The sequence below is a fragment of the Cytobacillus sp. FSL K6-0129 genome, assembly GCF_038007625.1.
GTDB classification, from domain to species: Bacteria; Bacillota; Bacilli; order Bacillales; family Cytobacillaceae; genus Cytobacillus; species Cytobacillus kochii.
The window spans coordinates 180,309-194,170 of record NZ_JBBOXM010000001.1 but is presented as its reverse complement, the minus strand read 5'-3'; the positions used below and the strand labels follow the sequence as shown (position 1 = coordinate 194,170).

Sequence of the window (13,862 nt, the reverse complement as noted above, 5' to 3'; positions counted from 1 at the left end):
CCGCCACTTATTTATGCAAATGCTTTCCCCCATGCTTGCGGGTCTTTTCTCCATTCAGTTAATACTGCAAAATCGGATGCCTCGATTGTCCCTTGATTCTTTGCAACTTCTTTTAATGATTCAAAATCGGAAAGTGTGTGAACGGACACATTTGCTGCCTGAAGTAATTCTTCGCCTTTTGCTAATTGATAAGTAAAAATAGCGACCACCCCTAGAACTTCACAACCTGCCTCTCTTAGTGCTTCGACAGCGTTGATCACACTGCCACCTGTCGAAATTAAATCCTCGACGACGACAACTTTTTGCCCGTTCTCCGCTTTCCCTTCAATTTGTTTGCCTTTACCGTGAGCTTTCGCCTTTGACCGAACATAGCACATCGGTAAATTCATCCGATCACTTACCCATGCAGCATGTGGAATGCCTGCAGTAGCTGTCCCAGCAATCACCTCAGCGTCTGCATAATGTTCCTCAATAAGTGCTTGTAGCCCTTGCGCAATTTCATTTCTTACTTTAGGATAAGCTAATGTTAAGCGATTATCACAGTAGATTGGTGATTTAAGACCAGATGACCACGTAAAAGGATCTTTAGGATTTAGTGCGACTGCTTTAATAGTTAATAAACTTTCTGCTATTTGTTTTTTCATACGGAAATACCCTCCCAAAGATTCTTGATTTGATAATAGGCAGCAAGGGAATTAGATGCTCTAGTAATGGATCGCCCTACGACGATTGCTGAAACACCTTCAGCTCTGGCAAAATCAGGTGTTGCCACTCTTTTTTGATCTTGCTTGTCGTCAGTCTCCATTCTTATTCCTGGTGTCACGGTCAAAAAATCAGCGCCCACCTTCTCGGCAATTTGTTTGGCTTCAAAAGGCGAACAAACCACACCATCTAAGCCTGCTTGCTTTGTTATTTGGCTATAATGCAACACAGATTCATTTAAAGAAACAGGGATTAACTGTTCACTATTCATTTGCTGCCTAGATGTGCTCGTTAATTGCGTAACAGCAATAAGCTTTGCCCGTTCCTTTCCTTGCACTTTCCCTTCCTCAAGTCCTTCAACAGCTGCCCGCATCATCTCTATACCACCAGCTGCATGGACATTCACGAGATCACAACCGAGACGAGCAAGTCCTTTCATGGCACTTTTGACTGTATTCGGAATATCATGCAGTTTCAAATCAAGGAAAACTTGGTGGCCTTCAGCTTTTAATCGTTCCACAATTTGTGGACCTTCTTGATAATATAACTCCATTCCAACCTTTAAGAATAATTGCTCATTTGTGAAAGGTTTGAGGAAATCTTCCACTTGTTGACGGTTAGCAAAATCAAGCGCGATGATGAGTGAGTTTTTCAACTGTTTTCCAGCTCCTTCCCGTACATTCAGAAATATGATCATATCCTAAAGAATGAATAAGTTCTGGCAACTCTGCTATGATTTTTGGACAGATAAATGGATCAACAAAGTTCATCGTTCCCACTGCGACGGCGCTCGCCCCGGCATAAAAATATTCAATCACATCTTCAGCTGATTCCACGCCCCCCATACCGATGATTGGAATCGCTACTTGTTGGCTTACCTCATGAATCATGCGAATGGCAACTGGTTTAATGGCCGGCCCAGAAAGACCACCGGTTTTGTTGGCGATTACCGGTTTACCGGTCTTTATATCAATTCTCATACCAACGAGCGTATTGATCATTGTTAATCCGTCAGCACCACCTTGTTCAACAGCCTTTGCCATTTCAACAATATTTGTGACATTCGGCGAGAGTTTCACGTATACAGGAACAGCTGATACTTCCTTTACCTTCTTCGTTAATGATTGCGCAATTTCCGGTACGGTTCCAAAAGCAATACCACCTGTTTTCACATTGGGACATGAAATATTTAATTCAAGTGCATGAACATTCGGCGCTTGCGAAATTTCTTTTGCCACCTCGATATAATCTTCTTCCATTGAACCGGCGACATTAGCTATGATTGGTACATCAAATTGCGAAAGCCACGGTAATTCTTCCTCTACGACTTTCGTCAATCCTGGATTTTGCAGCCCGATCGCATTCAGCATTCCGGCAGATGTCTCCGCTACCCTTGGTGTAGGATTACCGAATCTCGCATCTTTCGTTGTTGCCTTAATCATGATCGCACCGAGCTGACTCAAATCATACAAGTCACTGTATTCTCTACCGAAACCGAAGCAACCAGATGCCGGCATTATTGGGTTTTTCAACTCAAGCCCTGGTAAACTAATATTCAAAGCGCTCATATGACAACCTCCCCTGCCTTAAAGACTGGCCCATCGCTACAAACCTTTTTATAAGACACGCCTGTGGGATCTTCTGCTGTATGACATACACAGGCAAAACAAGCACCGATTCCACAACCCATTCTCTCTTCTAATGATAAAAATACTTTTTTATGTCTATATTCTTTTTCAAGTGCGCGGAGCATGGGCGTTGGCCCACAAGTATACAAAACATCGAACGTTATATTTTCATTCTTTATAATATCTGTCACAAATCCTGAATAAGCGTAACTACCATCAGCAGTCGCAATAAAAGTCGGACCTAATTGTTTAAACTCTTCTTCATAAAAAACAGCATTCTTTGTTTGATGCCCGAGGACATGAATGACTTTTACACCATTGGCAGTTAGTCTTTGCGAAAGTTCATATAGCGGGGGGACTCCAATACCGCCACCGACAAGCAATGCCGTATCACAAGCCTCCGTCTCCTCTACAGGAAATCCGTGACCAAGCGGACCTAATACATCAAGAAGGTCGCCTTGTTGTAACGTTGCTAACAAGCGTGTACCTTTTCCTTCTGCACGATAGATCATCGTGAAAGTCTCTTCGTCTTGATTGATATTTGCAATCGAGATTGGTCTTCTTAAAAGCGGTGAGATTCCGTTATTCACTTTCAAATGAACAAATTGTCCTGGCTCTTTCATTTCATGAACAAGCTCACCTTTTACGGTGAGCTCATAAATATTTGTTGCGATTTCTGTTTGATCAATCACTTGACATAATTCTTGTTTGATCATAAGAAAACCGCCTCCTGTACTGCTTTTTCTTCTAAATTATTCATTGCATCAGCAGAGAAAGTCATCGATTCAATTACTTGGAGAATGGCATCTGCTGTATCTAAGGATGTTAAACATGGGACCCCATTTTCAACCGATTCTCTACGAATTCTAAAACCATCTCTTGCTGGCTGCTTCCCTTTTGTTAAGGTGTTTATAACAATTTGCGCTTGACCGTTTCGGATGACATCAAGTAAATTTGGTTCATCTGTGCCAATTTTATTCGTAATATCAACCGGTATACCCGCACTTTGAAGATATTCTGCCGTCCCACTGGTCGCCATCAATCTATAACCGATAGAGGCAAAGCGTTTCGCTAGACTCAAAGCTTCTTCCTTATCTTTATCTGCTACAGTCATTAAAACCGTGCCATATGGATAGATTTTCATTCCTGAAGCAACTAATCCTTTATATAACGCTTTTTCAAGGGTTTGATCTTTGCCCATCACTTCACCAGTGGATTTCATTTCTGGTCCAAGCGTAATGTCAACTCTCCTTAGTTTCGCGAAAGAGAATACCGGTACTTTAACGTATACGCCGGCTTTCTCCGACACTAAACCATTTTCATACCCTTGACTTTGTAATGTTTCTCCTAAAATGACCTTTGTAGCAATTTTTGCCATTGGTACATTTGTAATTTTACTTAAGAAAGGTACCGTTCTACTTGAGCGAGGGTTCACTTCTAACACATAGACTTCACCTTTTGAGATGACATATTGGATATTTAACAATCCGATAATGCCAAGCCCTTTTGCCAATCTCTCGGTATAATCAACCAGCTTCGCCTGAATGCTTTGGCTAATACTTTGCGGAGGATAGACAGCAATCGAATCACCTGAGTGTACGCCAGCTCGTTCGATATGTTCCATAATCCCAGGAATCACTACCGTTTCTCCATCACTAATCGCATCCACTTCGATTTCTTTACCGGTTAAGTAACGGTCGATTAATACCGGATGTTCAGGATTTACTTTTACAGCATTCTTCATGTACAGCAGGAGCTCTTCTTCTTTGTAGACGATTTCCATCGCGCGACCACCTAGTACATAAGATGGTCTGACAAGAACTGGATAGCCGATATCAGTCGCGATCTCCACTGCTTCTTCAACCGATAATGCTGTTTTTCCTTCTGGCATTGGAATGTCTAATTTTTGCAATGCATGTTCAAACTTGTCGCGGTCTTCTGCACGATCAAGATTTTCAAGTGAGGTTCCTAAGATTTTCACTCCTCGTTCAACAAGTCCTGCCGCTAAATTGATCGCCGTTTGGCCACCGAACTGAACGACAACCCCTTCAGGACGTTCTAGGTCGATGATATGCATGACATCTTCTATTGTTAAAGGTTCGAAGTAGAGCTTATCCGAAATACTGAAGTCAGTTGACACGGTTTCTGGATTGTTGTTAATGATGATCGCTTCATATCCTGCCTCTTTAATTGCCCAAACGGCATGGACAGTGGAATAATCGAATTCTACCCCTTGACCAATTCTAATCGGACCAGATCCTAATACGAGCACGCTTTTTCTATCTGTTACAACAGATTCGTTCTCATCTTCATATGCTCCGTAATAATAAGGTGTTTCTGACTCAAATTCAGCTGCACAAGTATCGACCATTTTATAAACCGGTGTAATGCCCGCATTTTTTCTCTTTTCATAAACTTCTCTTTCTTGCATCGACCATATTTGTGCAATTGTCGTATCAGCAAACCCTAGTTTTTTTGCTGCCTGCAAGATTTCTAGATCACCAATATTCGCCGCTAATTGATCCTCCAGCTTAACAATTTTATTGAATTTGTATAAGAAAAACAAATCAATTTGGCTCCATTCATGAATGGTTTCAATGGTGACACCGCGCCTTAATGCTTCTCCGATATAGAATAATCGTTCGTCGCCAGCTTTACGAATCCGCTTTTGTAAAAGGGCATCATCTATTTCATCTCCATTTTGTAATGCGAGATGATGAACATTTGCTTCTAGTGATCGGACAGCTTTTAAAATCGACTCTTCAAAGTTTCGACCAATCGCCATGACTTCCCCAGTTGCTTTCATTTGTGTCCCTAATGAACGGTTAGCCGATTCAAATTTATCAAAGGGCCAGCGTGGAATTTTGGTAACGATATAGTCCAATGCTGGTTCAAAGCTTGCATAAGTTTTCCCTGTTACCGGGTTCATCATTTCATCCAAAGTTAATCCGACAGCGATTTTCGCTGCCAACTTCGCGATCGGGTAGCCAGTTGCTTTAGAGGCTAAAGCAGAAGAACGGCTAACCCTCGGGTTTACTTCAATAATGTAGTAATGGAAACTGTAAGGGTCAAGGGCTAATTGTACGTTACAGCCCCCTTCAATACCGAGTGCTCTAATAATTTTGAGCGAAGCGTTTCTTAACATTTGATATTCACGATCACTTAACGTTTGGCTCGGCGCGACGACAATACTGTCACCAGTATGGACGCCGACAGGATCAATATTCTCCATGTTACAAACAACAATGGCATTGTCATTTGAATCTCTCATAACCTCGTATTCTATTTCTTTAAAACCAGCAATACTTTTCTCTAACAAACATTGCGTCACCGGGCTGTTTTTCAAACCGCTTATAACAATTTCATTTAGTTCTTCTTCGTCGTGGCAAATGCCTCCACCTGTTCCACCTAGTGTGAAAGCAGGTCTGACGATGACTGGGTAACCAACAATATCAACAAATTGTTTGGCCTCTTCTAGCGTGTGAATAATTTCACTATCTGGTACCGGTTCACCGAGCTCATTCATTAATGTACGGAATAAGTCGCGATCTTCTGCTTGTTCAATAGCCGAAAGTTTCGTACCCAATATCTCGACATTACATTCATCTAACACGCCTGATTTGGCCAATTCAACGGCCAAGTTTAAACCTGTCTGACCACCTAATGTTGGCACGAGCGCATCTGGACGTTCTTTCCTTATAATTTTACTCACAAACTCAAGTGTTAAAGGTTCGATATAGACTGCATCAGCAATCTCTGTATCTGTCATGATCGTTGCTGGATTCGAATTAACGAGAATGACTCGATACCCTTCTTCTTTTAGTGCGATACAAGCTTGTGTACCCGCGTAGTCAAATTCTGCTGCTTGCCCAATGACAATCGGTCCTGATCCAATTACGAGTATGCTTTTTATGTCTGTACGCTTTGTCATTGATAAACACCTTCCTGTCTGTTCATTTCAATTAGTGTTAAAAACTGTTCAAAAAGTCCGTTGGCATCTTCAGGTCCTGGTGAAGCTTCTGGATGATACTGTACAGTGAAAGCAGGGTGCACTTTATGCTTTAACCCTTCAACTGTGCCATCATTTAAAGCAATATGTGTTATTTCAAGGTCTGTTTGTGTAATTGATGCTTCATCTACGGAGTAGCCGTGGTTTTGTGAAGTGATCGCAACCTTACCTGTAGCCAGTTCCTTTACAGGATGGTTCGATCCACGATGACCAAATTTCATCTTTTCCGTATTGGCCCCGCAAGCGAGCGCAAAGATTTGATGTCCAAGACAAATGCCGAACAGTGGAACTTTCCCAAGAATCTCTCTAACCATCTCAATTGCTTGTGGCACATCTTTTGGATCCCCAGGGCCATTTGATAACATGATGCCATCAGGACTTAAATTTAAGATTTCTTGTGCAGTCGTGTTGTATGGAACAACAATGACGTCACAATCTCTTTTATTTAATTCTCTTAAAATCCCGTGTTTCATACCAAAATCAACTAATACTACTCTTCTGCCACGCCCTGGTGATGGGTAAGGCGTTTTTGTTGATACTTGCTTTACTTGATCGACTCGCAGTTTAGTTGCTTTCATTTTTTCTAATATCTCGGCAACATTTTCTTCCATGCTACAAATCGTTCCTTTTAAAGTTCCTGCTTTACGGATGATTCTTGTTAATTTTCTCGTATCAATCCCAGCGATGCCTGGTATGTCTTTCATAGAAAAGTACTCAGCAAGCGATTGTTGATGACGAAAATTTGAAGGATATTCCGCTGCTTCTTTCACAATGAAGCCACTGATAGCTGGATGAATGGATTCAAAGTCATCACGGTTAATACCATAATTACCTATTAACGGGTAAGTTAAAGTGACGATTTGACCACAATACGAAGGGTCAGATAACACTTCTTGGTATCCCGTCATGCCTGTATTAAACACGACTTCACCCATCGTTTGTTTACCACTACCAAAGCCTTCACCAATAAATACTGTGCCATCTTCTAAAATTAATTGTCTTTTCATGCTGTTACACTCCCCTTTTTAAAGACTACCTTTCCAGCGACAATTGTCGTTGTTGGCCAACCTTTACACTTCCAACCAGCAAACGGTGTATTTTTACCTTTTGATAAGAAGGTATCAGGATCAATTGCTTCTTCTTTTTCCAAATCAAGCAATACAATATCCGCCCTGCTTCCTTTTTGTAATAGCCCTCTATTTAAAGAGAAAGATTCAGCTGGTTTTCTTGTTAAGAAATCGATGAGTTGCTTTAGTGTGAAAATACCTTTCTTAACAAAGTTAGTATAAAGAAGTGGAAAAGCTGTCTCCAATCCTACAATACCGAACGGTGATAAGGTCATCCCTTCAGCCTTCTCTTCTGCTGCATGCGGGGCATGGTCAGTAGCAATAAAATCGATTGTCCCATCTAGTAGACCCTCTAACAGCGCTTCTTGATCGTCTTTGCCTCTAAGTGGAGGGTTCATCTTATAGTTTGTATCAAGACCAGGGATATCTTCTTCTGATAATAATAAGTGGTGTGGCGTCACTTCTGCCGTTACTTTAATTCCTGCCCTTTTGGCATCTCTTACCACACGAACCGATTCTTTTGTGCTAATATGACAAACATGATAATGGCAATTGGCTGCCTCTGCTAATAACACGTCTCTTGCAATATGCACAGATTCACATACTGAAGGGATACCATTTATACCTTGTGCTTTTGAAAACTTCCCTTCATGAACAGCACCTTTATGAATTAGTGTATTCTCTTCGCAATGAGCGACAATTGCCATATCTACTTCAGCTGCCTTCTTCATCGCTGAGTACATCATATCAGCTGACTGTACGCCAACCCCGTCATCAGTAAAAGCGAAGGCCCCTGCTTCTTTAAGTGCTGCAAAATCTGTTAGTTCGACTCCAGCTTCTCTTATAGTGATGGATGCATATGGTAATACTTCCACTACGCCTGTTTCAGTGATTCTTTTATGTAATGCTTCCATTTGTTCCTTACTATCTGGTACAGGTCTTGTATTTGGCATTGCAGCAATTGTAGTGAATCCGCCTCGTGCCGCTGCCTGTGTACCAGTTGCAATTGTTTCTTTATGTTCACCACCCGGCTCGCGTAAATGGACATGAAGGTCGACAAATCCTGCTGTTACAAGTTGACCTGTTGCATCAATGACCTCATGCTCATTTACTGCGATGGATTGACCGATTTCTTCAATCTTCCCATCATTAATTAACACATCCTGTTGAAGTAATTCCCCTTCATTAGTAAGCAATTGACCATTTTTGATGATGATTCCCATTACGCTCTCCCCTTTCAAATTGTTCAATTATTCTTTTTAATACCGCCATTCTAATAAATACACCATTTTGCATTTGTTTGAAAATTCTTGACCGTTCACACTCAACTAAACTGTCTGCAATCTCTACGCCACGGTTAACTGGTGCAGGGTGCATAATAATGCTGCCCTTTTTCATCATTTTTTCCCGTTCAAGTGTTAACCCAAATGCCTTATGGTACTTTTCAGCGTCCCATATACCACCTTCATGACGTTCATGCTGTACCCTTAGCAGCATGATGACATCGGCTTCTTTGACCGCTTTATCGATAGTCACATATTGTCCATGTTGGGCCATGTCTTGATCGAACCATATTTCTGGTCCTGAGAAAATTACGTTCGCACCTAACCGATTTAAGCTCTCTGCATTTGACCTTGCAACACGGCTATGACGTAAGTCACCAACGATGGCTACCTTTAACCCTTTAAAGCTACCGAATTCTTGTTTGATCGTTAGTAAGTCAAGCAAAGACTGTGTTGGATGATGGCCACATCCATCGCCTGCATTAATAATCGCACTATTGGTTTTCCCAATCAGTTGATCAAAATAACAATTCTCATTATGCCTGATGACAGCTAGTTGAACACCAATTGCTTCAAGCGTCTTTACTGTGTCATAGAGCGTTTCACCCTTTGACACACTAGAAGTACTCACTTCAAATGGAATAATATCTAAGCCCAATCTTCTTTCAGCTACTTCAAAGCTACACTTTGTTCTTGTACTATTTTCAAAAAAGAGATTAGCGATAAAAACTTTGTTTTTAGGTTTCCACATTTTACCGTTAATAAAATGCTCTGCATCGGCTAAAATCCCTTGAATTTCGTCTATTGTTAGATCAGTTGTAGTGAGACAATGTTCCATAAAAGACAGCCTCCTTTTTTTATTGAAACGTAAAGCTTGATCAACCTTGACTTCTTTGCTTTGCTATTAAAAAACACCTTGACAAAAACAAGTCAAGGTGTCGAATAAACATGAGTGTACAAAGGTGGGATTTTTCTTCCCACTTTGAACTGAGCTCTTCAACACCCTTATGAACCTCTCTGGATTCCTTTTAAAAGGCGTAATTAGTTTTCAAACATATTTTCATCTACATCCGGTTTACCCGGTAAGACTAAGTTGAGTATAACCCCAGCAATTGCAGCAATCGCCATTCCCTCTAAGTTGAATACCCAAAGTTGTAAATGCGCGCCGCCAATTCCTAATACTAGGATAACAGAGGCGATAGCTAAGTTACGGTTATTACCAAAGTCCACTTTATTATCTACAAGCATCCTTAACCCTGAAGAAGCTATGATACCGAATAGAAGGATTGAAACACCGCCCATAACAGGTGTCGGTATTGAACTTATTAAAGCTGTTACTTTTCCGACAAAACCGAAGACGATGGCAATCACTGCTGCGCCTGCAATTACATAAACACTGTAAATTTTGGTGATCGCAAGTACACCGATATTTTCTCCATACGTTGTTTTCGGTGGCCCACCAATGAGAGCTGATAACATGGTTCCCATCCCATCACCTAAGATTGAGCGATGTAAGCCTGGGTCTTTAATATAGTCTTTGCCAACGACTTTTCCGAGTACAAGTTGATGACCGATATGTTCAGAAAGAGTGACAACAGCTACTGGAATCATCAATAGAGCAAGATCAAAAGTAATTCTGACATCATAATCCATTACAGGAAAGATAAATTCAGGCATTTCAAACCATGCAGCTTTTGCAACAACCGAGAAGTCAACAATACCAATCATGAGTGAATATACATAACCGATAATTATACCAGCAAGAATCGGAATCATTCCAAACATACCTTTTCCATATACTGAGATAACTACTGTAGCAGCAAGTGTAATTAAAGCTGCCGAGAAGTGAAGCATGCTATATTCTCCTGTTACGGGGTTGTTCATGGCCATGTCTATCGCTGTTCCTGATAACGCAAGTCCAATAACGATAATAACAGGTCCTGTAACAATTGGTGGTAATAATTTTAAAATCCAACGATAACCTGCTTGCTTAATAATGAGAGCGACAATCCCATAAACGAGACCTGCCATAAAGCTCCCTATCATAGCAGCACCAGGTCCACCTTCGAGCTGTGCCGTCTGTATAGGGATAATAAATGCGAACGACGAACCTAGATAAGCAGGTACTTTCCATTTTGTAATCATTAGGAAAGCAAGTGTGCCGATACCACTTGAGATTAGTGCAATGGCCGGACTTAATCCTACTAAGTATGGTACTAAGATGGTTGCACCAAACATGGCGAATAAATGCTGTAAACTGAGAGTGAGCCAATGTACTGGCGTTGGTTTATCATGTATGTCTAATACTGGTTTATTCATGGTGGTATTTCTCCCCTTTAATATAAAACCCTCTTTGCCTGCGGACAAAGAGGGTTGGTAAGCATAGACAGGAGCAGTCTATTACTTCCCCCTTTGTCAGCCTCTCTGGACTGCATTTAAAAAGGGCTCATTTATTTTTCAAAAATACTAACTTGATCTGTTTGATCAATTTCATTTAGTTCGACAACTATTTTTTCTGAACTTGAAGTTGGAATATTTTTCCCCACATAATCGGCTCTAATCGGTAATTCTCTATGACCACGATCGACAAGCACACCCAATTGAATAGCTGAAGGTCTACCTATATCAATTAAAGCATCTAATGCTGCTCTTACCGTTCTTCCAGTATAAAGGACGTCATCAATGACAATCACTTTCTTATCGTTAATATCAATCGGGATATTTGAACCCTTAACAAGTGGTTCTTGATTAGCTGTCTTCTTTGATAAGTCATCTCTATATAGCGTAATGTCAATTTCACCAACCGAAACCTTGGCACCTTCAATTTCTTCTATTCGTTTTGCTAAGCGATTAGCAATATAAATTCCTCTTGTCTTAATTCCAATAAGCACACAATCCTCTATGCCCTTATTCTTTTCAATCATTTCATGAGCTATTCTTGTCAGTGCTCTTCTTATCGCTTGTTCGTCCAGTACAATGGCTTTTTGTGACATCTTTTTCACCTCATTTTATACTAAAAAACCCTCTCACCTAAGGATGAGAGGGTAAACGATTGTACTTTATTTGAACATACAACAACCGTATGTTCATACCGTTTCCTTCCCAGCCTCACGGGACTGTTCTTAAAGGACTTATTTAACTGAATTCATCTTATAACACTTCAACTTATGTGTCAACAATTATTTTTCCAACATAGCAATTAGCTGTTTAAAATCAGCTGGCAATGGTGCCGTAAATTCAAGGTACTCATCTGTTCTTGGATGATTAAATCCTAACACACCTGCATGAAGCACTTGTCCTCCGAATTCAAGCGTTTTTCGCGGTCCATATTTCGGATCGCCAGCTAATGGAAAGCCAATATATTTCATGTGAACACGGATTTGATGCGTTCTTCCCGTTTCGAGCTGACATTCTATCAAAGTAAAATCTTTAAAACGATCGATAACATTAAAATGCGTTACAGCATGTTTGCCACCATCCACAACCGTCATACTTTGACGATCTTTCGTATCTCTGCCAATTGGCGCATCAATTGTGCCATGATCATGATTGACAACGCCGTGAACAATCGCTTTGTATTTTCTCGTCACCGTCTTATTAACTAGTTGCTCTACTAACTTCTCATGGGCAAGATCATTTTTAGCAACCATCAGAAGGCCGGAAGTGTCCTTATCAATGCGATGGACAATACCTGGTCTCATAACCCCATTTATACCTGATAAGTCTTTACAATGTGCCAATAATCCGTTTACCAATGTACCTGTTCCATGTCCAACCGCAGGGTGTACAACCATTCCCCTCGGTTTATTGACAACTAAAACATCACTATCTTCATAGTAAATATCCAAATCCATATCCTCAGCAACTACATCTAATGGCTCTGGATCAGGAATAATAATATCAAGATGGTCTTCATTTACTACTTTATAATTTGTTTTCACTTTATTACCATTGACAAGCACATGTCCTGCTTTTATCCATTCTTGCACTTGTGTTCTTGACCATTCTGCATTCAGATTAGCCAGCACCTTATCAATTCGATCACCCGCTTGATTATCGGTGACATTATGTTCCACTTTGCTCATTTGCTTTCTCCTTTTTCACTTCTCTTTCCTCTCGTATCATCTGTATTAATAACAACACGACACCTACACATAGAGAGGAGTCCGCAACATTAAATATCGGGAAGTTATATCCGAACGGGAAAGTATGAATAAAATCAACCACTTCTTTTCGCCAAAGACGATCAATAAAGTTTCCAATTGCACCACCTAATATAAGTGCTAATGAGAGCTGAAGAAGCCATTTTCCCTTCGCATGTGTTTGCATATAATAAATGATTCCGATGATGACAATAACAGTAATCAAATAAAAGAACCACATTTGACCTTCTAATATTCCCCAGGCTGCACCTGTGTTCCGATGGGAAGTAATATACAGAAAATCTTCAATGACAGTAATACTTTCACCAAGCGTAAAATTCTTGACAATTAACCATTTAGTCCATTGATCAAAAGCAATAATCAATAAAGCGATTATGTAGAAAAACACAAAGGCAACCTCCAATATTCATTTGTATACCTTTGCATTTTAGCATAAACCCATAAAAAACGGTAGCTTTGCTCTTTAAGCGATCGTTTTAATCATATAGGGCTTTACGATAGAACCTTTTAAGAGACTGACAATCGTCCATTGTTTTCAGCGTAGGGATTAATGTTAATAAATCCTCTGGCAAAAACTCACCAGAAATTTCACATGTGCCGAATTGGCCATTTTCATACTTCTCAATTGCCTTTTCAACATCATATAATTCATCTAATATCATTTCATTTATAAAGGGGTGAAGATTACTTTGCATTAACCTCTCAAGTAACTCTTGTCTCGTATTACGAAGCTCTTCAATTAGTGGAATAACATGTGGTTGATTGTTCAAAAAAATCCCCCTTCATCCTACAAGATTGTTCATAAAGTTATTATGAGCAACTGGCTAATTTTGAACGCCTCTAAAGATTTTACAAGCTGAACAAGTTTTGCAGGTTGAGGAAAATTTTATTAGTTTTTACTCATTATCATGAAGGATTAAAATGGAAAGTGTGAAAAGCCGAGACATTATAAAAACCATGCACTAACATACTTGCTTTATGGTAAAAATCATTTTTAGCTTTACTTCATT

General features: G+C 40.2%; 13 protein-coding genes. All 13 read right to left on the bottom strand.

The window, feature by feature from the left end; translation table 11 throughout:
• Nucleotides 1–11 precede the first annotated feature (11 nt).
• Nucleotides 12–644, bottom strand: a complete 633-nt coding sequence (gene pyrE, locus MHI57_RS01005) for an orotate phosphoribosyltransferase (RefSeq protein ID WP_224938560.1) — start codon at nt 642–644, stop codon at nt 12–14.
• The gene (gene pyrF / locus MHI57_RS01000; RefSeq protein ID WP_289433505.1) at nt 641–1,357 is read right to left on the bottom strand and encodes an orotidine-5'-phosphate decarboxylase; all 717 of its coding nucleotides are present in this window, start codon (nt 1,355–1,357) and stop codon (nt 641–643) included. The genes pyrE and pyrF overlap by 4 nt, the downstream gene beginning before the upstream one ends.
• The gene (locus tag MHI57_RS00995) at nt 1,329–2,270 is read right to left on the bottom strand and encodes a dihydroorotate dehydrogenase (protein WP_340974470.1); all 942 of its coding nucleotides are present in this window, start codon (nt 2,268–2,270) and stop codon (nt 1,329–1,331) included. Before MHI57_RS00995 ends, pyrF begins: the two co-directional genes overlap by 29 nt.
• Complete coding sequence (locus MHI57_RS00990) at nt 2,267–3,046, bottom strand: dihydroorotate dehydrogenase electron transfer subunit (protein ID WP_340974468.1); 780 nt, start codon at nt 3,044–3,046, stop codon at nt 2,267–2,269. Before MHI57_RS00990 ends, MHI57_RS00995 begins: the two co-directional genes overlap by 4 nt.
• Complete coding sequence (carB, locus tag MHI57_RS00985; protein ID WP_340974467.1) at nt 3,043–6,261, bottom strand: carbamoyl-phosphate synthase large subunit; 3,219 nt, start codon at nt 6,259–6,261, stop codon at nt 3,043–3,045. Before carB ends, MHI57_RS00990 begins: the two co-directional genes overlap by 4 nt.
• Nucleotides 6,258–7,346 (bottom strand): carbamoyl phosphate synthase small subunit, encoded by a 1,089-nt coding sequence (locus MHI57_RS00980; RefSeq protein ID WP_251161456.1) that lies wholly within the window; start codon nt 7,344–7,346, stop codon nt 6,258–6,260. The genes carB and MHI57_RS00980 overlap by 4 nt, the downstream gene beginning before the upstream one ends.
• A complete protein-coding gene (locus MHI57_RS00975) occupies nt 7,343–8,629 on the bottom strand; it encodes a dihydroorotase (protein WP_289433502.1) in 1,287 nt (428 codons plus the stop codon). Before MHI57_RS00975 ends, MHI57_RS00980 begins: the two co-directional genes overlap by 4 nt.
• Nucleotides 8,592–9,527 (bottom strand): aspartate carbamoyltransferase catalytic subunit, encoded by a 936-nt coding sequence (locus MHI57_RS00970; RefSeq protein WP_340974464.1) that lies wholly within the window; start codon nt 9,525–9,527, stop codon nt 8,592–8,594. Before MHI57_RS00970 ends, MHI57_RS00975 begins: the two co-directional genes overlap by 38 nt.
• A 203-nt stretch (nt 9,528–9,730) precedes the next feature.
• Nucleotides 9,731–11,008, bottom strand: a complete 1,278-nt coding sequence (locus tag MHI57_RS00965; protein WP_340974462.1) for a uracil-xanthine permease family protein — start codon at nt 11,006–11,008, stop codon at nt 9,731–9,733.
• 131 nt (nt 11,009–11,139) lie between these two features.
• Complete coding sequence (pyrR, locus tag MHI57_RS00960; RefSeq protein ID WP_095369595.1) at nt 11,140–11,682, bottom strand: bifunctional pyr operon transcriptional regulator/uracil phosphoribosyltransferase PyrR; 543 nt, start codon at nt 11,680–11,682, stop codon at nt 11,140–11,142.
• A gap of 186 nt (nt 11,683–11,868) precedes the next feature.
• Nucleotides 11,869–12,774 carry an RluA family pseudouridine synthase gene (locus MHI57_RS00955; RefSeq protein WP_328199043.1) on the bottom strand — a complete coding sequence of 302 codons (906 nt, stop codon included), beginning with the start codon at nt 12,772–12,774 and terminating at the stop codon, nt 11,869–11,871.
• Nucleotides 12,755–13,240 carry a signal peptidase II gene (gene lspA / locus MHI57_RS00950; protein ID WP_095369597.1) on the bottom strand — a complete coding sequence of 162 codons (486 nt, stop codon included), beginning with the start codon at nt 13,238–13,240 and terminating at the stop codon, nt 12,755–12,757. The genes MHI57_RS00955 and lspA overlap by 20 nt, the downstream gene beginning before the upstream one ends.
• Nucleotides 13,241–13,328: 88 nt before the next feature.
• A complete protein-coding gene (locus tag MHI57_RS00945) occupies nt 13,329–13,622 on the bottom strand; it encodes a hypothetical protein (RefSeq protein WP_224938549.1) in 294 nt (97 codons plus the stop codon).
• Nucleotides 13,623–13,862: the final 240 nt, after the last annotated feature.